The sequence below is a fragment of the Amycolatopsis sp. NPDC051903 genome, assembly GCF_044452505.1.
Taxonomy (GTDB): domain Bacteria; phylum Actinomycetota; class Actinomycetes; order Mycobacteriales; family Pseudonocardiaceae; genus Amycolatopsis.
On sequence record NZ_JBITBT010000002.1, the window covers coordinates 316,210 to 337,261 of the forward strand.

The 21,052-nt window shown below is 73.2% G+C and carries 21 protein-coding genes; 8 read left to right on the forward strand and 13 right to left on the reverse strand.

The window, feature by feature from the left end:
* The first annotated feature begins 48 nt into the window (after window positions 1-48).
* The 4 genes from ACIA77_RS05730 to ACIA77_RS05745 all read left to right on the forward strand — a co-directional run bounded on the left by ACIA77_RS05730 (window position 49) and on the right by ACIA77_RS05745 (window position 4,742).
* Complete coding sequence (locus ACIA77_RS05730) at window positions 49-1,821, forward strand: hypothetical protein (RefSeq protein ID WP_395884614.1); 1,773 nt, start codon at window positions 49-51, stop codon at window positions 1,819-1,821.
* A 104-nt stretch (window positions 1,822-1,925) separates the two neighbouring features.
* The gene (locus ACIA77_RS05735; RefSeq protein ID WP_395884615.1) at window positions 1,926-2,273 is read left to right on the forward strand and encodes a YciI family protein; all 348 of its coding nucleotides are present in this window, start codon (window positions 1,926-1,928) and stop codon (window positions 2,271-2,273) included.
* Window positions 2,274-3,491 carry an RNA polymerase sigma factor gene (locus ACIA77_RS05740; RefSeq protein ID WP_395884616.1) on the forward strand — a complete coding sequence of 406 codons (1,218 nt, stop codon included), beginning with the start codon at window positions 2,274-2,276 and terminating at the stop codon, window positions 3,489-3,491.
* A gap of 171 nt (window positions 3,492-3,662) precedes the next feature.
* Entirely contained in the window at window positions 3,663-4,742 is a 1,080-nt protein-coding gene (locus tag ACIA77_RS05745; RefSeq protein ID WP_395884617.1) for a GDSL-type esterase/lipase family protein, read from the forward strand.
* Between the two features lie 6 nt (window positions 4,743-4,748).
* Here the strand turns inward: ACIA77_RS05745 and ACIA77_RS05750 are convergent, their stop codons facing one another.
* From ACIA77_RS05750 to ACIA77_RS05765, 4 genes are all read right to left on the reverse strand, one after another.
* Window positions 4,749-5,048 carry a hypothetical protein gene (locus tag ACIA77_RS05750; protein ID WP_395884618.1) on the reverse strand — a complete coding sequence of 100 codons (300 nt, stop codon included), beginning with the start codon at window positions 5,046-5,048 and terminating at the stop codon, window positions 4,749-4,751.
* On the reverse strand, window positions 5,035-5,262 hold the full coding sequence (locus ACIA77_RS05755) for a hypothetical protein (RefSeq protein WP_395884619.1): 228 nt from the start codon (window positions 5,260-5,262) through the stop codon (window positions 5,035-5,037). Before ACIA77_RS05755 ends, ACIA77_RS05750 begins: the two co-directional genes overlap by 14 nt.
* A 20-nt stretch (window positions 5,263-5,282) precedes the next feature.
* Window positions 5,283-6,341 (reverse strand): methyltransferase, encoded by a 1,059-nt coding sequence (locus tag ACIA77_RS05760; RefSeq protein WP_395884620.1) that lies wholly within the window; start codon window positions 6,339-6,341, stop codon window positions 5,283-5,285.
* Window positions 6,342-6,655: 314 nt separating this feature from the next.
* On the reverse strand, window positions 6,656-7,456 hold the full coding sequence (locus ACIA77_RS05765) for a class I SAM-dependent methyltransferase (RefSeq protein ID WP_395884621.1): 801 nt from the start codon (window positions 7,454-7,456) through the stop codon (window positions 6,656-6,658).
* 59 nt (window positions 7,457-7,515) lie between these two features.
* On the opposite strand from ACIA77_RS05765, the gene ACIA77_RS05770 reads away from it, so the two are divergent.
* Genes ACIA77_RS05770 through ACIA77_RS05780 form a run of 3 tightly spaced genes read left to right on the forward strand, consistent with a single transcriptional unit; the run spans window position 7,516 to window position 10,094 of the window.
* A complete protein-coding gene (locus tag ACIA77_RS05770) occupies window positions 7,516-8,217 on the forward strand; it encodes a winged helix-turn-helix transcriptional regulator (RefSeq protein WP_395884622.1) in 702 nt (233 codons plus the stop codon).
* Window positions 8,214-9,068: a helix-turn-helix transcriptional regulator gene (locus tag ACIA77_RS05775; RefSeq protein WP_395884623.1), complete on the forward strand. Its 855-nt coding sequence runs from the start codon at window positions 8,214-8,216 to the stop codon at window positions 9,066-9,068. The genes ACIA77_RS05770 and ACIA77_RS05775 overlap by 4 nt, the downstream gene beginning before the upstream one ends.
* Before the next feature lie 39 nt (window positions 9,069-9,107).
* Window positions 9,108-10,094, forward strand: coding sequence for a zinc-binding alcohol dehydrogenase family protein (locus ACIA77_RS05780; RefSeq protein WP_395884624.1), 987 nt, complete (start codon window positions 9,108-9,110; stop codon window positions 10,092-10,094).
* A 47-nt stretch (window positions 10,095-10,141) separates the two neighbouring features.
* Here the strand turns inward: ACIA77_RS05780 and ACIA77_RS05785 are convergent, their stop codons facing one another.
* The 4 genes from ACIA77_RS05785 to ACIA77_RS05800 are packed head-to-tail and all read right to left on the reverse strand — an operon-like array spanning window position 10,142 to window position 13,269.
* Window positions 10,142-10,594 (reverse strand): Lrp/AsnC family transcriptional regulator, encoded by a 453-nt coding sequence (locus tag ACIA77_RS05785; RefSeq protein ID WP_009078207.1) that lies wholly within the window; start codon window positions 10,592-10,594, stop codon window positions 10,142-10,144.
* Window positions 10,591-11,733: a M24 family metallopeptidase gene (locus ACIA77_RS05790; protein ID WP_395884625.1), complete on the reverse strand. Its 1,143-nt coding sequence runs from the start codon at window positions 11,731-11,733 to the stop codon at window positions 10,591-10,593. The genes ACIA77_RS05785 and ACIA77_RS05790 overlap by 4 nt, the downstream gene beginning before the upstream one ends.
* Window positions 11,734-11,743: 10 nt before the next feature.
* The gene (locus ACIA77_RS05795) at window positions 11,744-12,382 is read right to left on the reverse strand and encodes a lysostaphin resistance A-like protein (protein WP_395884626.1); all 639 of its coding nucleotides are present in this window, start codon (window positions 12,380-12,382) and stop codon (window positions 11,744-11,746) included.
* Window positions 12,382-13,269 carry an NAD(P)H-binding protein gene (locus ACIA77_RS05800; protein ID WP_395884627.1) on the reverse strand — a complete coding sequence of 296 codons (888 nt, stop codon included), beginning with the start codon at window positions 13,267-13,269 and terminating at the stop codon, window positions 12,382-12,384. Before ACIA77_RS05800 ends, ACIA77_RS05795 begins: the two co-directional genes overlap by 1 nt.
* Window positions 13,270-13,381: 112 nt before the next feature.
* Between ACIA77_RS05800 and ACIA77_RS05805 the strand changes: the two genes are divergently transcribed.
* Window positions 13,382-14,326 (forward strand): 5'-3' exonuclease H3TH domain-containing protein, encoded by a 945-nt coding sequence (locus tag ACIA77_RS05805; protein ID WP_395884628.1) that lies wholly within the window; start codon window positions 13,382-13,384, stop codon window positions 14,324-14,326.
* Between the two features lie 7 nt (window positions 14,327-14,333).
* Here the strand turns inward: ACIA77_RS05805 and ACIA77_RS05810 are convergent, their stop codons facing one another.
* The 5 genes from ACIA77_RS05810 to ACIA77_RS05830 form a co-directional block, all read right to left on the reverse strand.
* Window positions 14,334-15,548, reverse strand: coding sequence for a GNAT family N-acetyltransferase (locus tag ACIA77_RS05810; RefSeq protein WP_395884629.1), 1,215 nt, complete (start codon window positions 15,546-15,548; stop codon window positions 14,334-14,336).
* 39 nt (window positions 15,549-15,587) lie between these two features.
* On the reverse strand, window positions 15,588-15,977 hold the full coding sequence (locus ACIA77_RS05815) for a DUF4333 domain-containing protein (protein WP_395884630.1): 390 nt from the start codon (window positions 15,975-15,977) through the stop codon (window positions 15,588-15,590).
* Window positions 15,978-16,025: 48 nt separating this feature from the next.
* Window positions 16,026-17,225 carry a GNAT family N-acetyltransferase gene (locus ACIA77_RS05820; RefSeq protein ID WP_395884631.1) on the reverse strand — a complete coding sequence of 400 codons (1,200 nt, stop codon included), beginning with the start codon at window positions 17,223-17,225 and terminating at the stop codon, window positions 16,026-16,028.
* 51 nt (window positions 17,226-17,276) lie between these two features.
* Window positions 17,277-18,107, reverse strand: coding sequence for a DUF4333 domain-containing protein (locus ACIA77_RS05825; protein WP_395884632.1), 831 nt, complete (start codon window positions 18,105-18,107; stop codon window positions 17,277-17,279).
* A 178-nt stretch (window positions 18,108-18,285) separates the two neighbouring features.
* Window positions 18,286-21,051, reverse strand: coding sequence for a DEAD/DEAH box helicase (locus ACIA77_RS05830; RefSeq protein WP_395884633.1), 2,766 nt, complete (start codon window positions 21,049-21,051; stop codon window positions 18,286-18,288).
* Window position 21,052 lies beyond the last annotated feature (1 nt).

Here is a 21,052-nt window from a genome sequence, read left to right on the forward strand (position 1 = left end):
GGAGTGAACCGGTTGACGGTCAAGCGCATCCCCCGATGGAGTACCGCCTTGGCGGCGGCTCTTCTCACCGCCGGTGTGGTGGTCGTCGCCGGTCCCCTCGCGTCGGCGGCCGACGGGCCCGAACCCTCGGCCGCCGGGTGCACGGGGCAGCCCGACGTGCCCGACTTCGGCCCGAACGTGCGGATCTTCGACCCGAGCACACCCGCCGCCACGATCCAGGCTCAGCTCGACGCGGACTTCAACGCCCTGAAGGACACGCAGTCCGCTCAGTTCACCGACAAGCGCGTGGCGCACCTGTTCAAGCCCGGTACCTACGCCGTGCACGACAACCTCGGCTACTACACCTCGGTGGCCGGGCTCGGGCAGAACCCCGATGACGTGACGATCAACGGCGACATCACCGTCGACGCCTTCAACGCCTCCGACCAAGGCTCGGCGCTGCAGAACTTCTGGCGCTCAGCGGAGAACATGGCCGTGAACCCGTCGAGCGGCAGCGACCGCTGGGCCGTGTCGCAGGCCGCGCCGCTGCGCCGGATGGACGTCCACGGTGGACTGCAGCTCTACCCGGCGAGCTACGGCTACGCCAGCGGCGGCTACGTCGCCGACACCCGTGTGTCGGGGCAGACCGCGTCGATTTCGCAGCAGCAGTGGTACACCCGCGACTCCGCCTACGGCAGCTGGGACGGCGGCGTGTGGAACATGGTCTTCTCCGGCACCACCGGCGCACCCGCGACGAGCTTCCCGACCCCGCCCGAGACGACGCTGGCCACCACGCCGGTGTCGCGGGACGTGCCCTACCTCTACCTCGACGGCAGCGGCAAGTACCGCGTGTTCCTGCCCGCCCTGCGCACCGGCGCGTCCGGCCCCAGCTGGGCCGGCGGGTCGACCCCGGGCACGTCTGTGCCGATGAGCCAGGTCCACGTGGTCAAGCCCGGGGACAGCGCCGCCTCGATCAACAGCTCCCTCGCCGCGGGCTGCGACCTGTTCTTCACCCCCGGCGTCTACCACCTCGACCAGACCCTGAACGTGACCCGGCCCGGCACCGTCGTGCTCGGCATCGGCTACCCGACGCTCGTGCCCGACAACGGGATCGACGCGATGCACGTGGCCGACGTCGACGGCGTCCGCCTCAAGGGCCTGCTCTTCGACGCCGGCACCACGAGCTCGAAAGCGCTGCTGACCGTCGGCACGGCCGGCTCGCACACCGACCACGCGGCGGACCCGGCGACGGTGCAGGACGTGTTCTTCCGCGTCGGCGGCGACGTCGCGGGCAAGGCCGCCACGAGCCTCGTCGTCAACAGCGACAACACGATCATCGACCACACCTGGGCCTGGCGCGCCGACCACGGCAACCCCGGCACCGTCGGCTGGACCACCAACACCGCCGACACCGGGGTGCTCGTCACCGGCGACGACGTGCTCGCCACCGGCCTGTTCGTGGAGCACTACCAGAAGTACCAGGTCGTGTGGAACGGTCAGCGCGGCCGGACGATCTTCTTCCAGAACGAGATGCCCTACGACGTACCGGACCAGGCCTCGTGGAACTCCCCGGCGGGCGTCGCCGGGTACGCGGCTTACAAGGTCGGGCCGGACGTCACCGCGCACGAGGGGTGGGGCCTGGGCAGCTACTGCTTCTTCGACACCGACCCCGCCGTGTCGAGCTACCACGCGTTCGAAGTGCCCGACAACCCCGGTGTGAAGCTGCACAGCCTGCTCACGGTCTCGCTCAACACGCGCGGCTCGATCACCCACGTCGTCAACGACACCGGTGCCGCCACCCCGTCGGGCACGACGCCGTCGAACCTCGTCAGTTACCCGTAACGGCTCCTCCTGGCGGACGCCGGCGGGTTCCGGGCCGAGTGGTGTCGAAACGCGGGTTCGCGGTTCGTGTAGAGGGCGAAGCCACTTCCGGAGAGGATCGAGCCATGAAGCAGTACCTGCTCAGCGTCTACCAGCCCGACGGCCCCACGCCCCCGGCGGACGTGCTCGCGAGGATCAGCGGCGAACTCGAGGCCCTCAACGCCGAACTGCGCGCCGCCGGTGCGTGGGTGTTCGCCGGCGGCCTCCACGCGGCCGCGTCCGCCACCGTCGTGCGCGCGAAGGACGGGGACGTGCTGATGACCGACGGACCGTTCACCGAGGGCAAGGAACACCTCGGCGGGTTCACGGTCGTGCGGGCGCCCGACCTCGACGTCGCGCTCGGCTGGGCCGGGCGGATCGCGGCGATCACCACGCTGCCCGTGGAGGTCCGGCCCTTCCAGGGGGCCGAGTAGGTGTCCACTGTGGACGCGGCCGTGCTCGCGCGGGTGTTCCGCGCCGAGTACGGCCGTGCCGTGGCCGTGCTGGTGAAGGTGTTCGGCGACGTCGACCTCGCCGAGGACGCGGTCCAGGAGGCCTTCACCGTCGCGGCGAGCCGCTGGCCGGCCGAGGGGCTGCCGCCGAGCCCGGCCGGCTGGCTGGTGACGACCGCGCGCAACCGCGGCATCGACCGGCTGCGCCGCGAGGCCGCCCGCGCCGACCGGCACGCGCAGGCCGCACTGCTGCACGCCCGCGCCGAACCCGCCGAGGAGGGACCCGTGCGCGACGAACGGCTCCGGCTCGTGTTCACCTGCTGCCACCCCGCGCTCGCCCTCACCGCCCGCGTCGCCCTGACCCTGCGGCTGCTGGGCGGGCTCACCACCGGCGAGATCGCGCACGCGTTCCTCGTGCCGGAACCGACGATGGCGCAGCGCATCTCCCGCGCCAAGGCGAAGATCCGCGACGCGGGCATCCCGTACCGGGTGCCGTCCGACGCCGATCTGCCCGCCCGGCTCGGCGCGGTGCTCGCAGTGCTGTACCTGATCTTCACCGAGGGCCACACCGCCACCACCGGCCCGGCGCTGGGGCGGCCCGATCTGGCCGCGGAGGCGATCCGGCTCGCCCGGCTGCTCGCGGACCTCATGCCCGACGAACCGGAGGCGCTGGGCCTGCTGGCGCTCATGCTGCTCGTCGAAGCCCGCCGCCCCGCCCGCACGAGCGACGACGGCGAAGCGGTGCTGCTGCGCGACCAGGACCGCACCCGCTGGGACACCGCGCTCATCACCGAAGGTCAGGACCTCGTGCGCCGCTGCCTGCGCCGCGACCGGCCCGGGCCGTACCAGCTGCAGGCCGCGATCAACGCCGTCCACGGCGACGCGGCCACCGCCGAAACCACCGACTGGCGGCAGATCACCCAGCTCTACGACCACCTGCTCACCCTCGCAAAGACGCCCGTGGTCGCGCTCAACCGCGCGATCGCGATCGCGGAGGTCGCCGGCCCCGGGCCGGCGCTGGCACTCGTGGACGAGCTGGCGCTCACCCGGTACCACCTGTTCCACGCCGTGCGCGCCGACCTGCTGGCCCGGCTCGGCCGCACCGAGGAGTCCGCCGCGGCCTACACCCGGGCCATCGACCTCACCGGGAACGCCGCCGAACGGACGCTGCTGGAACGCAAACGCGCCGCGCTCGGCTGAGCGCCGGCGGCCCGGAGCCGTCCAGTGTGGACGGCTCGCGCGGGTGAGCTGCTCCGATCGTCCGCCTCGTGCCGGTTCACGACATCCGCTCCGTTCCCGGTGGTGCCCGGCGCCCCATCGCGGGCCGGGGACGCTCCGGGTGCTCGTGGTGCTCGCTAGACTCGGACGGCGATGCGACGATTCCGGTGGTGGTGGGGGGCCCTGGTCCTGACCTGCGTAGCGGTGCTCGTGGGCTTTTTCGTGTTTTCCGGCCCCGGCAGCAAGAACGGGCTGCCCCTGCCGCGCAAGGGCCCGCCCGGCACGGGCCCGCTGACGGTGGTGGCGATGGGCGACAGCACCGTGTCCGGTGAGGGCGCGGGGCACTACACACCCGATACCGACGGCCGCAACGGCGACTGGTGCCACCGCTCGACCGACGCGTTCGTGCAGAAGGTCCGGATCCCCGACGTGACGGCACGGGTGAACCTGGCGTGCTCCGGAGCGCCGGCGGAGCAGGTGGCGCTGGGCGGGGTGAAGCAGTGGGGCGAGCAGTCGCAGGCGCAGCAGCTGGCCGGGGTGCTCAAGAACCACCGGGTCGCGGCCGTGGTGATCGCGATCGGCGCGAACGACGACCCGCAGTTCTCCGCGCAGGTGTCGGCGTGCTTCAAGGCGTGGTTCACCGCGGGCGCGCCTTCGTGCAGCTCGGTGTTGCGGACCACGTGGAGGTCCAAAGTGGACGCGATGGTGCCGAAGGTCGTCAACGCGATCGGCGACGTGAAGAAGGTCCTCGCGCAGGCCGGGTACGTGCCGGCGGACTACCAGCTGGTGCTGCAGTCCTACGCCACCCCCGTCGCCCCGGGCATCCCGGCGGACCTGCAGAACCTCAACGGCTGCCCGTTCCGCACCGACGACCTGCAGTGGATCTCCACCACGGGCATCACCACCCTGTCGGCCGGCCTGAAGCAGGCGGCCGTGCAGTCGGGCGCGCGGTTCCTCGACCTCGCGCGCGCGGGTGAGCACCACGAAGCGTGCAGCGGCGGTCCCGACCCCGCGTCGGAGTGGTTCACGCGGCTGACGCTGCACCTGAGCGACCTGGGGCAGACGGACCGGGCGCAGCACGCGCTGCAGGAGTCGTTCCACCCCAACGCCGCCGGCCACGCCGCGATCGCCGACTGCCTGTCGGAGTTCCTCGCGGTCCGCGACGGCAACGCCACGTGCCTGGCCGGTCCGGACGGCAAGCTGCACGCCGTGCCGGAGGTCGTGAACCGCTGACCCCGCTCAGAGGTCGAGCGCGGCCCGCAGCGCGACGTCGATGTGCTCCTGCACCTCGTGGTCGATCTCGGCGATCCGCTCGGCCAGCCACGGCCGGTACAGGCGGGTGAGGTTGAGGGTGGACACCCAGTAACGCGCGTCGATCGCGACCCCGAGGATGTCCTGCGGATCGCGGTCGAGCAGTTCCGTGCCGAGCAGCCAGGGTCGTTCGGACTCGTTGACCCCGTCGGAGGACAGGATCACCACCGTCCGTTCGCGGGCCGGTTCGGTCGGGGGGTGGTACGTCCAGACTTCACCCCTGCGCACGCATGTCCTTTTCGGCCTCGGAACGTTCCGCCTCGTCCGCCTCGGCCGCCGGCTTCGCCGGGGTCCGCTGCGGCGTGTAGCCGGTCCTGACCGCCTCGCGCCTGGCCGCTTTCGACAGCCAGGAGGAGACTGAGATCCCGTGCGCGCGAGCGGCGCGCTCGGCGAACTCGAGGGCACCGCTGTCGAGCGAAAGTGTCACCTTACGTGTTGCCATACCTTTTATCGTACCAGCCGTCAGGCCGGGCGGAGGCGCCACAAGGACACCACCTCGCCGGCACGGGCGGTGTGCAGGGGGTCGTGCGGGTCCGCCGCTTTGCGGTGGCGTGGCGCGGTGTCGAGCCGCCCGGCCACGCGCAGCCCGGCACCGTCGATGCCGTCGAGCAGTTCGGCGCGGGTGCGCAGACCGAGGCGCTCGGCGAGGTCGGAGAGCACCAGCCAGCCCTCACCGGCGGGTGTCAGGTGGGCAGATAGCCCGGCCAGGACGCCGCGCAGCATGCGGCTGCCCGGGTCGTAGACACCTTCCTCCAGGGCCGACACCGGGTTCTCGGGCAGCCACGGCGGGTTGGCGACGACGAGGTCCGCGCGTCCGTCCGGGTAGAGAGCGGGTCCCGCCACCTCGATCACGGCGCCGAGGCCGAGCCGGGCGGCGTTGTCGCGCGCGCAGTCGAGAGCACGCGGATTGCTGTCGGTGGCGACGATCCGCCCCACCCCGCGCCGGGCCAGCACGGCGGCGAGGACCCCGGTGCCGGTGCCCAGGTCGAACGCGGTGCGCGCCCGCGCGGGAAACGGCGCCTGGGCGACGAGGTCGACGTACTCGTTCCTGGTGGGCGGGAAAACGCCGTAGTGCGGGTGGATCCGCGCACCCAGGGCGGCGACCGGTACCCCGCGCACTCGCCACTGGTGGGCGGCGAGTACCCCGAGCAGTTCGCTCAGCGGCAGCACCGACGGTCCGGTCGCGGGCCCGAAAGCCTCGCGGCACGCTTCGCGGACGTCCGGGGCGCGGCGCAGGTCGAGACGGTAGTCCGCGTCGAGGGCGACGAGGAGATGGCCGAGCACGCGGGCGCGGTGCCGGCGCGCGCGGCGGTGCCGGTGGAAGGCCTCGGCGGGGTCGCCGGCCGGTCGGGGCGGGTGCCGGTCGAGCCGGCGGCCCAGTGCGGTGAGCAACCGCCGCGCTTGGGGGTAGTCGCCGCGCCACAGGAGGGCGGTGCCTTCGCGGGCGAGCCGGTGGGCGGCGGCGACGGTGAGGCGGTTGTCGGCGGGTACGAACCGCGCCGGCAGGTGAGCAGGGGGCAACCTCGGGCTCCTGGTGTCCGGACGTGCGGGGGCACGGCGAGCACTTCGGGCACGAGTGCGGACGGCCCCGGACCGGGGCCGGTGAGGGGTGTGGTTATCGCCTCGGCGCCGAAGTGCGCGAGGAGTCGCCGAGCACCATGCCGAGCGTCACGAGGGACCTTTCCCGAGAACCGGAGTTGCGGGCGCCAGTCTAGCGAGCGCGTGATCCGGAGTCGCGCCACTAAGTCGCGGCTCCTCGGATCACCGCGCAGCCGAACGGATCAAGGAGCACTGGGGTAACGCGGCGAGACTCGACCGGGACCGTCTTAGCCGGATCAGGGGGCGACGCGCGCGAGGCCCCGGATGGCGCGGACCCGGCCGCTCGACAGGGCCTGGGCGAGGTTGGCGGCCTTCGCCGGGAAGTCGGCGACGAACGTGTGCAGACCGAGGGGGTTGGGTGGCAGGGCGAGGAACGCTTGCATGACTTCGGCTGCGGTGGCCGTGAGGTCGGTCCAGTCTTCGAGGGTGAAACCCGCGGCGGTGACGGTCTCGCGGAGCCCGTCGGCGGGGACGAGGTGGCTGAACTCGGCGCGGTCGGCCCACGGCAAGGGGTACGGCAGCGGCCCGGGTTCGCCCGCGGTGATGTCCCAGATCGCCAGCCGCCCGCCGGGGGCGAGGACGCGGCGGGCTTCGCGGTAGAGCGCCGCTTTGTCGGCGACGTTCATCTGGACGTGCTGGCTGAAGACCGCGGTGAAGGCGGCGTCGGGGAACGGCAGGCGGGTCACGTCGCCCTGGTGCACGGCGATGCCGGTGAGGCCGACGAGGTCGTTGAGCCGCTGGGCGGTGCGGCAGTACTCGTCGGTCAGGTCGACGGCGGTGACGTGGCAGCCGTAGCGGTCGGCGAGGAAGCGGGCGGTGCCGCCGATGCCGCTGCCCGCGTCGAGCACCGCGTCGTCGGCGGTGATCTTCGCGAGGTCGGCCAGGCCGCCGGTGGCGAGCCGGCCCATGGTGTGGAAGTCCTCGAGCACGGCGAGGTCGGCGGCGACGAGGTGGTCGAGATCTTTGCCCGCCGCCACGAGCGCTTGCTCGATGGCCGGCTGGGACAGGCCGGTGGAGTACTGGGTTTCGAGCTCCATGGTGGGCACGCCTTCCGTCGGTTTGCTATCTCCAGGATAGTATTCATAAGATAGCTTCCATGGATACGGCTCGGCGGACGCAGACCTACGGGCACTACTGCCTGATGGCGCAGACCCTGGACGTGCTCGGCGACCGGTGGACCCTGCTCGTCGTGCGCGATCTGGTCCACGGGCCCCGCCGGTTCACCGATCTGGCGGACACGCTGGGCGGCATCACCCCCAAAACACTGACCCAGCGGCTGCGGGCGCTGGAGCACGAGGGGATCGTCGCCGCCGACCGCGAGGCGGGGCGGCGCGAGGTCCGGTACCGGCTCACGCCGGCCGGGCAGGAGCTCGTCCCGGTGCTGGAGCAGCTCGCGCGGTGGGGCCTGCGCAACGCGCTGCGGCCACCCGAGCCGGGCGAACCCACCCATCCGGAACACCTGCTGTGGGCGCTGCGGCTCAAGCTCGAAGACGCAGGCGCGGCGCTCGATCCGGTGCGCTGGCTGGTGCGCGTCGCCGGCGAGTCTCACGTGCTCGGCTTCGACGGCGAGCGCTGGACGCTGACGAGGGGCGAGACGAGCGAGCCGGACGTGACGGTGACGGCCACCCGGACCGCGCTCGCGAAGTTCCTGACCGGCCCGCCCTCGGCCCGCGAGGCCGAGCAGCCCGAGCTCACCGTGACCGGCGGGCGCGAGGCCGTCCGCACGATGCTCGACACGATCGCGGTCTTCCCGTTCGGCCCCGGCCGGGCCCACCGCGGCTCTAATGTGGGTGCGTGAGCACCACCGTCTCCCGGGACCGCCGCCGCGCCGAGCTGCGGGAGTTCCTGCGCAGCCGCCGCGAGCGGGTCACCCCGGCTGACGCCGGGCTGCCCGACGCGGGACGGCGGCGCACGCCGGGGTTGCGGCGCGAGGAAGTCGCCGTGCTGGCCGGGGTCGGGGTGTCCTGGTACACGTGGCTGGAACAGGGCCGCGACATCAAGGTATCCGACGACGTCCTGGACGCGGTCGCGCGGGCGTTGCAGCTCGACGAGGTCGAGCGGGCTCACCTGTACCGGCTCGCCGGGCTCAACCCGCCGCAGCGAAAGGCCGCGCCTTCGGTGCCGCCGTCGTCGCAGCTGCAGCGACTGCTGGACGCGTGGTCGCCGCGGCCGGGCTACGTGCGGGACCGGCACTGGAACTTCGCCGCGGTGAACGAGGCCGCTCGGGTGGTGTTCGGCTACGGCAAGACCGACCACAACTGCCTCGTCTCGTTCTTCACCAACGCCCGCTACCGCGTGGTGCACCGGCACTGGGCCGAGACCGCGCCCGAGGTCGTGGCGGGGTTTCGGGCCGACGCCGCGCACTACCCCGACGACCCCGAGTTCGACCGCATTGCCGCGGATCTGGCCGAGGTCAGTCCCGAGTTCGCCGAGCTGTGGGCTCGCCACGACGCCGCCGAGCACACCAGCGCGGTCAAGGCGGTCGACCATCCGCGGGCCGGGGTCCTGGAGTTCGACGCCACGCTGTTCCCCGTGCCGGAACACCCGGGGCACCACCTGATCCTGCACCACCCGCGCCCCGGCACCGCCGAGCGTCTCGAGGAGCTGATGCGGCCGGTGCCTGGTGGTGGCACACCCACCATCGGCTGACACTGCCTTCCCCGCCGCCGGGCCCGCAGGATCGGTGCCATGACCACCACCACCGCGAACGCGCGGATGCAGGCGATCACCATTCCCGAGTTCGGTGGCGCACAAGTGCTGCGCTTCGCCGAACTCGACGTTCCCGAACCCGGTCCCGGCCAGGTGTCGCTCGACGTGACCCACGCGGGCGCGAACTTCGCCGAGGTCCTCTACCGGCGGGGTGTGGTCGACGTGCCGCTGCCGTTCGTGCCGGGCATCGAGGTCGCCGGCCGGATCCGTGCCCTCGGCCCCGGTGTGGAGGGGCTGCGGGCCGGGCAGCCGGTCGTGGCGCTGACCATCGTGGACAGCGGCGGGTACGCCGAGGTGGCGGTGACCTCGGCGGATCTGGTCGCCCCGCTCGACGACGTCCGCCTAGCGCCCGCGCTCGCCGCCGCCCTGCCGTCCAACAGCACCACGGCGTTGCTGGTGCTCGATCGGATCGCGCGGATCGAACCCGGGGAGAGCGTGCTGGTGCACGCCGCCGCGGGCGGGGTGGGCAGCCAGCTCGGCCAGGCGGCGCGGCTGCTGGGCGCGGGCCGCGTCGTCGGGACCGTCGGCAGTGCCGCGAAGCTCGACGTCGCCCGGGGTTTCGGCTACGACGAGGTCGTCCTGCGCGAGCGGCTCGCCGAGACCGGTGAGTTCGACATCGCCGTGGACATGATCGGGGGCGGCGCGCGCCTCGCCAGCCTGGACCGGCTGGCGCCCCTGGGGCGCCTGGTGGTGATGGGCAACGCCTCGGGCGCCGAGGACGTCGGGATTCCGGCCAACGAATTGTGGTTTTCGAACAAGACGGTGTCCGGGTTCAACCTCGCCGCGTTCGCCGCGGCGCACCCCGCGCAGACCGGCCGGGCACTGCGCCGCGCGGTGGCGGCCGCCGCGCGCGGGGACCTGCGGGTGCAGGTGGAGACGGTGCCGTGGGACCGGGTCGCGGACGTCCACCGCCGCCTCGAAACCGGCGCCACGACGGGCAAGATCGTCCTGGAAATCGGGCGCTGAAATCGGGCGCTGGGGTGGTGCCCGCGCGAACGGGGGCACCACCACGGCTACAGCGTCGGCGACCGGCCTTCGAACGGGGTCGAGAGGACGACCGTGGTGCGGGTCGAAACCTTCGCGGCTTCCCGGATCCGGCGCAGCAGGTCCTCGAGCCCGAGCGGGGACGCGACGCGCACCAGCAGGATGTAGGACTCGTCGCCGGCGACCGAGTAGCAGGACTCGATCTCGGTGATGTGCTGGATGCGCTGCGGGTAGTCGTCCGGGGCGGCCGGGTCGTTCGGGGTGAGCGAGATCAGCGCGGTGAGCGGGAGGCCGATCTGCTCGCCGTCGAGGCGGGCGGTGTAGCCGAGGATCACGCCGCGCTGTTCGAGACGCCGCACCCGCTGGTGGACGGCGGACACCGACAGCCCGACGCGTTCGGCGAGGTCGGTGAAGCTGCGCCGGCCGTCGGCGGCGAGTTCCTGGACGATCGCCTGGTCGAGCGGCTCGAGCGGGCCGCTCATGCGTCGAGCACGACGAGTTCGTGCGGCCGCGTGTTGACGGCCTCCACCCCGGTTTCGGTGACCACGACGATGTCCTCGATGCGGGCGCCCCAGCGGCCCGGCTGGTAGATGCCGGGCTCGACGCTGAAGGCCATGCCCGGTTCCAGCGCCAGGCTGTTGCCGGCGATGATGTAGGGCTCTTCGTGCACGTCGAGGCCGATGCCGTGGCCGGTGCGGTGGATGAAGTACTCGCCGAAGCCGGCGGCCTCGATCACGTCGCGGGCGGCGGCGTCGATCGATTCGGCCGTGGCGCCCGGGCGGACCGCGTCGACCGCGGCCTGCTGGGCCTGCTGCAGCACGGCGTAGGTGGCGGCGACGTCGGCGTCGCGCGGTTCCCCGACGGCGTAGGTGCGGGTGGAGTCGGAGTTGTAGCCCTCGGGCAGCGGGCCGCCGATGTCGACGACGACCACGTCGCCGCGTTCGATCACGCGCTCGGAGACGTCGTGGTGGGGGCTGGCGCCGTTGGGGCCGGAGCCGACGATCACGAAGTCGGCGACCACGTGGCCCTCCTCGACGATCGCGGCGGCGATGTCGGCGCCGACCTCGGCTTCGGTGCGGCCAGGGCGCAGCCATTCGCCGACGCGGGCGTGGACGCGGTCGATCGCGGAACCCGCGGCACGCAGGGCGGCGATCTCGGTGGCGTCCTTGCGCATCCGCAGCTCACGCACCACCGGGCCGGCCAGGGTCTGCTCGGCGTCGCCGAGGGCGCCGCGCAGCGCGAGCACGTGCAGGGCGGGGGTGAAGTCGCTGACGGCGACGCGGCCGGGCTTGCCGAGCCGGTCGGCCACCAGCCGGTACGGGTCGTCGCCGTCGACCCACGTCAGGACCTCGACGCCGAGGTCGGCGGTGGGGACGTCGCTGTAGCCGGGAGCCTCCAGCTTGGGCACGACCAGGGCGGGGGTGCCGTCGGCGGGGATCACGAGCGTGGTGAGCCGTTCGAACGAGCCGCCCGCCTGGCCCAGCAGGTAGCGCAGGTCGGACCCGGGGGCGATCAGCAGGGCGTCGGTGTCCGCGGCGGCGGCCGCCTGCGCGGCGCGGTCGAGGCGGGCACGGAGCGCAGCGGCGTCCGGGGCGGGCGTGTGGAGGGATCGGCGCGACATGCGGCTGAGCCTAGTACCGGCGTGCGCGGCCGCCCGTCACCCGGGCGGGAGCCGGAGTTTCGAACAGCGGCGGCAGCGCGGTGAGCATGAGCGCGGACCACACGAGGTGGGTCAGCAGCGGTGCCTGGATCCCGCCGGTGGCGCGGCGCTGCAGCCCGAACAGCGTGCCCATCACGATCGACGCGAGCACCAGTGCGGGGTTGCGGGTGGCCACAGTGGACAGCGCGTACACGGCGGTCGAGGTCGTGACCGGCGCGCGGGTGAGCGAGCCTTGCAGGGCACCGCGGAAGAAGACCTCCTCGGCCGCGCCGGTGACCAGCGTGGTGGCGTAGACCGTCGGTCCGGAGCCGCGGTGGGCGTAGGCGAGCACGCCGGACAGGGCGCGCGACAACGGCGGGATGCGCCGCGCGACCAGCGCGCAGCCGTAGAACACGCCGAACGCGCCGGCCGCGAGCGCGACCGGTCCGGCGACGGGGTGGCGGGAGTGCCCGCGCGGGGGCGGCCCGGCGGCGAGCCCGCCCGCGACCCACGTGGCGGCGACGGCGTTGGTCAGCACGGGGAAGCGGCGGGAGCCCGGTTCGGTCGAGAGCGACCAGCCGAGCAGGCCGGTTCCGGCCGCGGTGACGGCGGCCAGCAGCCGGCGGCGCATCAGGCCGCCTGGGCGCGTTCGGCGAGCGCCGCCAGCGCGGCGGAGTCGAAGTCCATGGGTTCGAACGGTACGACGTCGCGGATCGCGTCGTCGCGCACCACCACTTCGTTGACCATCGAGTCGACCAGCGTGCGGCCGGTGGTGACGTCGACGTCGGTGACGAGCGCGAGCCAGTAGGACGAGAGCCGCGGGGTGAGCAGCGGGACGGGCAGGATCACGGGGTTGCGGCCTTCGAGCCGCGCGACGCGGCGCAGCATGTCGAGGTAGGCGAGCTGTTCGCTGCCGCCGATCTCGAACGTGCGCCCTTCGGCCGCGGCGGGTTCGAGCACGCCCACGAGGTAGCGCACGACATCGGCGATCGCGATCGGCTGGGCGCGGGTGGCGGCCCAGCGCGGGGTGACCATGGCGGGCAGGTGTTCCACGAGCTGGCGGGTGATCTCCCACGAGATGCCGCCGTGGCCGATCACGATCCCGGCGCGCAGCACGGTCACCGGCACGCCGGTGGTGCCCAGCAGGTGCTCGACCTGGCGGCGGCTGCGCAGGTGGGCGGACAGCTGGTCGGAGTCTTCGCCGAGCCCGCCGAGGTAGACGATGCGGCCCACGTTCGCGTCGCGGGCGGCGAGGGCGAAGGCGCGGGCCGCGGCGGCGTCGCGGCGTTCGAAGTCGCGGGCGTCGAGCGAGTGCACGAGGTAGTAGGCGCCGTCGACGCCGGTGAGGGCTTTCTCGAGGGAGGCGCGGTCGTCGACGTCGCCGTACACGGCGGTCCCGGCGCCCCGGTAGCCGGCCGTGTTGCGGGTCATGGCCCGCACGTCGTGGCCGGCGCCGGTCAGCGCCTCGGCCAGGCGGCTGCCGACGAACCCGGACGCCCCGGTGACCAGTACGCGCACGCGCCACTCCCCTCTCGTCGCTTCCCCAGCGGGGTTACCCGCGGCGGACGGGTGGAAACCGGGCGGCGCGTCACGTGCCGTGCGCGGCGGCCGGACGTGGCAGGCTGGGCGCGTGACCGGACCACTCGCCCTCCTCGACTCCGCGAGCCTGTACTTCCGCTCGTACTTCGCGCTGCCCGATTCGATGACCGCGCCCGACGGGACGCCGGTCAACGCCGTGCGCGGGTTCACCGACACGCTGGCGCGCATCCTCACCGACCGGCGCCCGTCGCGGCTGGTCGCGTGCCTGGACGCGGACTGGCGGCCGAAGTTCCGCACCGACCTGCTGCCCAGTTACAAGGCGCACCGGGTCGCCGAACCGAGCGAAGACTCCCCCGACGTGGAGGAGGTGCCGGACACGCTCACGCCGCAGGTGCCGGTGATCCTCGACGTGCTGGCCGCGTTCGGGTTCGCCACGGCCGAGGCCGCCGGCTACGAGGCCGACGACGTGATCGGCGCGCTCGCCACCCGCGAGACCGGGGCGCCGGTCGAGGTCATCACGGGTGACCGCGACCTGTTCCAGCTGGTGCGTGCGACGCCGACGCCGGCTTCGGTCGTGTACGTGGGCAAGGGCTGGGCGAAGGCCGAGGTGCTGGGGCAGCGCGAGATCGCCGAGCGCTACGGCGTGCCGGCCGAGAACGCCGGGCCGGCGTACGCGGACATGGCCGCGCTGCGCGGGGACCCCTCGGACGGGCTGCCCGGGGTCGCCGGGATCGGGGAGAAGACGGCGGCGAAGCTGATCACGCAGTTCGGGTCGCTGGAGGAGCTGGTCGCGGCCGCGGAGTCGGGCGACTCGCGGCTGCCACTGAAGATGCGGCTGAAGCTGAAGGACGCGGGTGACTACCTCGCCGTGGCGCCGAAGGTCGTGCGGGTCGCCGTCGACGCGGAGGTGGCGCAGTCGGGGCCGGACGCGGTGCCGACGAGCCCCGCGGACCCGGACCGGGTCGCGGAGCTGGCCGAGCGGTGGAACCTGGGCAACTCCGTGAAGCGGCTGCTGGCCGCGCTGCCGAAGGACTGAGCGCGGCTCAGAAGAAGGTGCCGCACCACGGGCGCAGGTCGGTGGTGAACAGCCTGTCGGCGCGGGTGAGCGTGGCGGGGTCGGCTGCGGTGATGCGCCCGGCGTGGGCCAGGGTCGTCGCGCGCCACTCGCCGAGGTAGAGCATGGCGAGGGTGTCGACGTCCAGCTGCAGGTCGGCCGGGGCGTCGGTGCGTTCGGCGCCTTCGGGCCCGACGCGGTAGCGGCCCGTGTTGGCCGGCAGCAGCCGGTCGGCGACGTCGAGGACCACGGGTTCCGCGGCGCCGTAAGCACGGGCGGCGAGTGCGGCGGGCACGTCGACCAGCCGGACCCACAGATCGTCTTCGAGTGCGGTGGTGCGGGCGCGGCGGAAGTCGGCGAGCAGGACCGCGACGGGTTCGTCGGCCGGGCGGGCCGAGGCCCGCACGGTGGCGACGAGGTCGATCGACAGCAGGAACCCCCACAGCGCGGTGATCGCCTCGGGGTTCGCGCCGTGCAGGTCGCGCACTTCGAGCAGCGGGCCGTGGTCGGGACCACCCGGCGTGGTCTGGTCCACGCTGCAGAACAGGGCGAAGCCGTCGTCGCCGTCGGGTCCGGTGTGGACGGCCACGCGGTAGCCGCCGTCGCGGGTGACTCGGCGGTCGTGCGCGATGGGCCACCACGGTTCGGGCCGGGCGATCATGCCCGGCCGGTGCAGGCCGATCCGGTGGTACAGCACGGGAATCAGGTCGCGCGCCTCGGCCGGGTCGAGCAGGCGCACAGCGCCGCCGGCCGCGGCGCCGTCCCGCAGCCGGGCGGGCCGGGTGACTTCGACGGTCGCGCTCAGCGCGGCCGGGCCGTAGCCGAACCGGCCGTAGATCACGGCTTCGCTGGCGTGCAGGCACGCGATGGTGGTGCCCCGCGCCGCGAGATCGGTCAGCTGCGCGGACATCAGCGCGGTGAGCACCCCGCGGCGGGTCCAGTCCGCGCGCACGCCGACACCGTCGACCGCCGTCGCGGACACCGAGGCACCGCCGGGAACGGCGATCGTGGTGGGGAATCCGCTCGTGATCCCGATCGGACGGTCGGCGGCGAAGGCGCCGAACTTCCCGGGTGCGGCCCAGGAATCCCCGAACCGGGCCCACGCGTCGTCCGTCGGCAGCGGCGAGTGCAGTGCCTGTAGCAGCAGGTCGAAGGTGGGGCGGCGTTCGTAGTCGGTGATCGGGCGGACCGCGAAGTCACTCATCCCGCGATCCAACCAAGCCGGGCGCGCCCGCGCACGCGGTTATCGCGGGGCGTCGACGCGGTAGTCGCCGCCGGTGCCGGTGACCGTGATGGGCACGCGCTTGGGCTCCCCCGCGATCTCGACCACGCACTGGAACGTGGAGCCGTCGGTGACGGCTTGCCGGTCGGGGCAGCTGACCTCGCCGACGTCGTGCAGCTGGTAGGTGCCGGTGAGGATCTTCGCCACGGCGGCGTTCATGGCTTTGGCGTCGAACACCCGGCCCGGCCCCGTGGTCGGCGGCGCGCTGCTGCCGGTGCTGCCCGGTGACGCGCCGGCGGTTGGGGTGACGGTCACGGTTTTCGTGGGCGGCGTGGGGTCGGGGTTGGTCGAGCAGCTCGTGGTGAGCAGCAGCCCGAGGCCGCACAGACCCAGCACCGCCACGGCGCGCATGTCCCCGCTCCTCCGCCCCGGAGCCCGGTTGCGGGCCCTTCGTCAAGGTCAGAAGAAAGTACCGCACCACGCGGCGCGGCGCGTGCCGAACAGCGTGTCCACGTGCGCCGGGGCGGCCGCGTCGAGGACCTCGATCCGGCCGGTGTCGGCGAGGTCGGACGCGCGCCACGCTCCGAAGTAGAGCATCGCGAGCGAAGCGACGTCGAGGCGCAGCGCCGGCTCGGAGTCGCAGCGTTGCGCGCCGTCCGCGCTCACGCGGTAGCGGCCGTCGTTAGCGGGCAAGTGCGGGTCCCGAACCTCGAGCACCACCGGTTCGGCCGGGGCGTAGGTGCGGGCGGCGAGCGCGTCCGGGACGTCGACCACGCGCAGCCACAGCTCGTCCTCCACGCCGGTGATCTTGACCGCGCGCGGGTCGGTGAACAGCAGCTCCGCCGGTTCGTCGAGCGGCCGGGCGAGCACGGAGATCTCGTCGACGAGGTCGACCGAGAGCAGGAACCGCCACAGCCCCGCGAACGCGGCCGGGTTGGTGTACTGGAACTGCAGCACGCTCATCTTCTGGCGGCCCGCGTCGCGGTTGACGTGGTACACGGCGAAGCCGTCGACGCCGTCCGGACCGCGGTGCACCGCGGTCTCGATCGGGCTCGATTCACGGCGCAGGTAGTTCTCGTGCGGGGGCCAGTAGTACGGGGGCCGGGTCATCGCGGCGGCACGGGTCAGGCTCGTGGCGTCGTAGAGGTCGGGCCACTGGATCGAGGCCTGGTCGAGGCCGAACACGCTGACCTCGCCGCCGGCCGGAACGTCGGGCCGCAGCCGGGCGCGGTGGCGCTCGACGGTGAGGTCGCGGCTGAGGGTGGCGACCCCGTAGCCGTAGCGGCCGTAGATGACGCCCTCGCTGGCGTGCAGGGTCGCGAGCGTGACACCGCGTTCGGCGAAGTCCTGCAGCTGCGCGGACATCATCGAGCTGAGCACCCCGCGGCGGGTCCGGCCGGCGCGGACCCCGACGCCGGTGACGGCCGCGAGCGGCACGCGGGCGCCGCCGGGCACGACCGTTTCCGCGTCGAACGCGTACACCGTGCCGATCAGCTCGGGGTCGTAGGCGCCGAACCGGCGCGAGGCCTGGAGCGCGTCGGCGACGCGCTCCCACTCCTCGTCGCTGCCGTCTTTGACGTGCAGGGACGACCGGAACAGGTTCCAGGCCGCGCGGTGCTCCTCGGCGGTCTTCAGCAGCCGTACGGTGTGGTCGCTCATGAGCGGATCATCCTGTGCCGCGCGCGGGGTGGTCCACCGATTTACCGCCGGTCAGCCGGCGGCGGGCGGTGAGACCTCGTAGTTGCCGTCGGTGCCCTTGACGGTGATCTTCACCTGCTGCGGCTTGCCGTTGATGGTCGCGGTGCACTCGAACGTGGCGCCGTCGGAGACCTTCTGCTCGGCCGGGCAGGTGACGCCGCTGACGCCTTCGATCTTGTACGTGTCGGTGAGCAGCTTCGCGACGTCGGTCTGCATCTGGGTGTTGTTGAAGACCTCGGTCTTGAAGAAGCCCGGTGCGACGAACCCGAGCACCGCGACCACCGCGACGACCACGACGAGCGCGCCGACGCCGATGAACAGGCCCTTCTTCGACTTCGGCTGCTCACCGGAGCCTCCGGCGGACGGGGCGATGGCGGTGGGCTGGCCGTAGTCGTACTGGCCGGGCTGGGCCTGCGGCCCGCTCGGCGGCTGCTGGCCGTAGAGCGGCTGCTGCTGGGGCCCGCTCTGCGGGTAGCCACCGCCGGGCTGCTGTCCGTACTGGGGCTGCTGCGGGCGGTTGGGGTCATACGGCTGCCCGTACTGCTGCGGGGGCGGCTGCTGGCCCCACTGCGGCTGCTGCGGCGGGGTGTAGCCACCGGGCTGCTGCCCGTACTGCGGTTGCTGGCCGTACTGGGGCTGCTGCGGCTGCGAGGGCTGCACCCACTGGGTGGGCTGCGAGTCGTAGGGCTGGGGCTGCTGCTGGCCGTATTGCTGCGGGTTGTAGGGCTGCTGCTGTTCCTGCGGCCCGCTCGGCGGGTAGGCGCCGCCCGGCTGTTGCCCGTACTGCGGCTGCTGCCCGTACTGGGGCTGCTGGGGGTCGTTGCCGCCATACGGCGTGCTCATCGCTTGCCTCCGCCTTGTTCGCCTGTGGCCGCAGCTCCACCCGCGCGGGGAGGGGCTGCGGCCCACGGTGTCGTGCGCGATCCAACCACAGGTCGGGGCCGAGCACACGCGTCCACGCACACCCTGTCCGACCGGTGACCTCCGCGTGCCCGCGAACGCCTTTCGGGTAACGCCGATTTCACGCGCCACCGGCCGCGACGACGCCGCGGCGCAGGGCGCGCACGGCGTCCGCGGCGGCGGCGCCGACGGGGTCGGCCTTGCCGAGGACGTCGCGGATCTGGTCGAGCAGGTCGATCACCTGACGCGACCAGCGCACGAAGTCACCGGCCGAGAGCTCCTGGCCGTTGGTTTCGGCGGCGGTGAGGACCTTTTCGAGCGATTCGCCGCGCGCCCACCGGTAGACCGGCCACGCGAAGCCCGCGTCGGGCTCGCGGGTGCGGTCGAGGTGGTGGCGGCGTTCGTCCTCGGTGAGGTCGACCCACAGCTTGGTGGTCTCCTCCCAGGCCTTGGGCACGGCGCCGCCGGGCAGCCGCGGCTCCCCCGCCGTGTCGCGGCGGGCTTCGAACACGAGGGTCGAGACCACCGCGGCGAGCTCGGCGGGACCGAGGTTCTCCCACACGCCGTGGCGGATGCACTCGGCCGCGAGCAGGTCGGACTCGCTGTAGAGACGGGCGAGGCGGTGGCCGTGCTCGGTGACGCGGTCCTCGCCGGTGCCGGGGCCGAGGTAGCCGCGTTCACCGAGGAGGGCGAGGATGCGGTCGAACGCGCGGGCCAGCGAGTGCGTGGTGGCGGCGACCTTGCGTTCGAGCTGCTCGGTTTCGGCCTGCAACCGCTGGTAACGCTCGACCCAGCGCAGGTTCGCCTCGCGTTCGGCCAGGCCGTGGCAGGGATGGGCGCGCAGGGCGCGGCGCAGCGAGTTCAGCTCGGCGTCGTCGCCCGCGCCGGCGCGGCGACGCTGCCGGCCGGGCAGGGCGATGCCCGCGTTGCGCAGCGACGACGCGATGTCGCGGCGGGTCTTGGGCGAGCGGAGCTCGAGGTGCTTGGGCAGGCGGATGTGCCCGAGCGGCTCGACCGGCGCCGGGAAGTCGGCCACCGACAGCGGGCCCGACCAGCGGTCTTCGGTGACGACCACGGGCCGGGGTTCGCGGATCGGGTCCAGGCCCGGGTCGACGACCACGGCGAGGCCCGCGCGGCGGCCGGCGGGCACGGCGATCACGTCGCCCTTGCGCAGTTTCTCCAGCGATTCGGCGGTGCCGGCGCGGCGGGCGGCGGTGTTCTGCCGCGACAGCGCCTTCTCGCGCGCCGAGATCTTCGCGCGCAGCTCGACGTACTCCAGCATCTCGTCGAAGTCGCCCGTGACCGCCTCGGCGTAGCCCTTGAGGGCTTCCTTGTTGCGTTCGATGCGGCGGGCGGTGCCGACCACGGAGCGGTCGGCCTGGAACTGGGCGAAGGACTGTTCGAGCAGCTCGCGGGCGGCGTCGGCGCCGACCTGGGCGACGAGGTTGACGGCCATGTTGTAGCCGGGCCGGAACGAGGAGCGCAGCGGGTACGTGCGGGTGGAGGCGAGGCCGGCGACCTGCTTGGGGTCCACGCCGGGCTGCCACGCGACCACGGCGTGGCCTTCGACGTCGATGCCGCGGCGCCCGGCGCGACCGGTGAGCTGCGTGTACTCGCCCGGGGTGAGGTCGACGTGGGCTTCGCCGTTGTACTTGACCAGCCGTTCGAGCACGACGGTGCGGGCGGGCATGTTGATGCCGAGCGCGAGGGTCTCGGTGGCGAACACGACCTTGACCAGGCCGCGGACGAACAGTTCCTCCACCGTCTCCTTGAACGCGGGCAGCAGCCCGGCGTGGTGGCCGGCGAAGCCGCGTTCGAGGGCTTCGCGCCACTCCCAGTAGCCGAGCACGCCGAGGTCGCCTTCGGGCAGGTCGGCGGTGCGCTCGTCGATGATCCGGCGGATCTCCTCGACCTGCTCGGGCCCGTTGAGGCGCAGGCCCGAGCGCACGCATTGGGCGACGGCGGCGTCGCAGCCGGCGCGGGAGAAGATGAACACGATCGCGGGCAGCAGGCCCGCCGCGTCGAGCCGTTCGGTGACGTCGACGCGGGAGGGCGGGCGGAACCGCGGCGGTCGGGGCGCGCCGCGACGGCCACCGCGGTTGCCGCGCAGCGACGCGGGGGCGAAGCGGCCGATCTCTTCGGTGCGGCGCAGGAGGCCGGGGTTGATCTTCAGCTCGGCGCCGGGGTCGGCTTCGTCCTGACCGGCGAACAGGTCCAGCAGGCGGTTGCCGACCAGCATGTGCTGCCACAGCGGCACGGGCCGGTGCTCGTCGACGACGACGGTGGTGTCGCCGCGGACCTCCACGAGCCACTCGCCGAACTCCTCGGCGTTGCTCACGGTGGCCGACAGCCCGACGACGCGGACGTGTTCGGGCAGGTGGAGGATCACCTCCTCCCACACGGCGCCGCGGAAGCGGTCGGCGAGGTAGTGGACCTCGTCCATCACGACGTAGCCGAGCTCGGGGATGCTGGAGCTGCCGGCGTAGAGCATGTTCCGCAAGACCTCGGTGGTCATCACGACCACCTGGGCGTTGCCGTTGATGGAGGTGTCGCCGGTCAGCAGGCCCACGGCGTCGGTGCCGTAGCGGTCGACGAGGTCGGCGTACTTCTGGTTCGACAGCGCCTTGATGGGCGTCGTGTAGAAGCACTTGCGGCCCTCGGCCAGCGCCAGGTGCACCGCGAACTCGCCGACGACGGTCTTGCCGGCGCCGGTCGGCGCGCACACGAGCACCCCGTGGCCGTCTTCGAGGGCTTCGCAGCCACGGACCTGGAACTCGTCGAACTCGAAGGACACCTCGCCGGCGAAGCGCGTCAGCTCGGGGTACTTGCCGCGGCGGCGCGAGACCGCATAGGCCTCGGCCGGGGATGGTGAAGGGCTACTGGCCACC

Excerpts from the sequence above, each read along its gene's own strand:
- ACIA77_RS05735 (WP_395884615.1), top strand. The coding sequence starts at position 1,926 with ATGAAGCAGTACCTGCTCAGCGTCTACCAGCCCGACGGCCCCACGCCC.
- ACIA77_RS05745 (WP_395884617.1), top strand. The coding sequence starts at position 3,663 with ATGCGACGATTCCGGTGGTGGTGGGGGGCCCTGGTCCTGACCTGCGTA.
- ACIA77_RS05755 (WP_395884619.1), bottom strand. The coding sequence starts at position 5,262 with ATGGCAACACGTAAGGTGACACTTTCGCTCGACAGCGGTGCCCTCGAG.
- ACIA77_RS05765 (WP_395884621.1), bottom strand. The coding sequence starts at position 7,456 with ATGGAGCTCGAAACCCAGTACTCCACCGGCCTGTCCCAGCCGGCCATC.
- ACIA77_RS05770 (WP_395884622.1), top strand. The coding sequence starts at position 7,516 with ATGGATACGGCTCGGCGGACGCAGACCTACGGGCACTACTGCCTGATG.
- ACIA77_RS05780 (WP_395884624.1), top strand. The coding sequence starts at position 9,108 with ATGACCACCACCACCGCGAACGCGCGGATGCAGGCGATCACCATTCCC.
- ACIA77_RS05785 (WP_009078207.1), bottom strand. The coding sequence starts at position 10,594 with ATGAGCGGCCCGCTCGAGCCGCTCGACCAGGCGATCGTCCAGGAACTC.
- ACIA77_RS05790 (WP_395884625.1), bottom strand. The coding sequence starts at position 11,733 with ATGTCGCGCCGATCCCTCCACACGCCCGCCCCGGACGCCGCTGCGCTC.
- ACIA77_RS05795 (WP_395884626.1), bottom strand. The coding sequence starts at position 12,382 with ATGCGCCGCCGGCTGCTGGCCGCCGTCACCGCGGCCGGAACCGGCCTG.
- ACIA77_RS05810 (WP_395884629.1), bottom strand. The coding sequence starts at position 15,548 with ATGAGTGACTTCGCGGTCCGCCCGATCACCGACTACGAACGCCGCCCC.
- ACIA77_RS05815 (WP_395884630.1), bottom strand. The coding sequence starts at position 15,977 with ATGCGCGCCGTGGCGGTGCTGGGTCTGTGCGGCCTCGGGCTGCTGCTC.
- ACIA77_RS05820 (WP_395884631.1), bottom strand. The coding sequence starts at position 17,225 with ATGAGCGACCACACCGTACGGCTGCTGAAGACCGCCGAGGAGCACCGC.
- ACIA77_RS05825 (WP_395884632.1), bottom strand. The coding sequence starts at position 18,107 with ATGAGCACGCCGTATGGCGGCAACGACCCCCAGCAGCCCCAGTACGGG.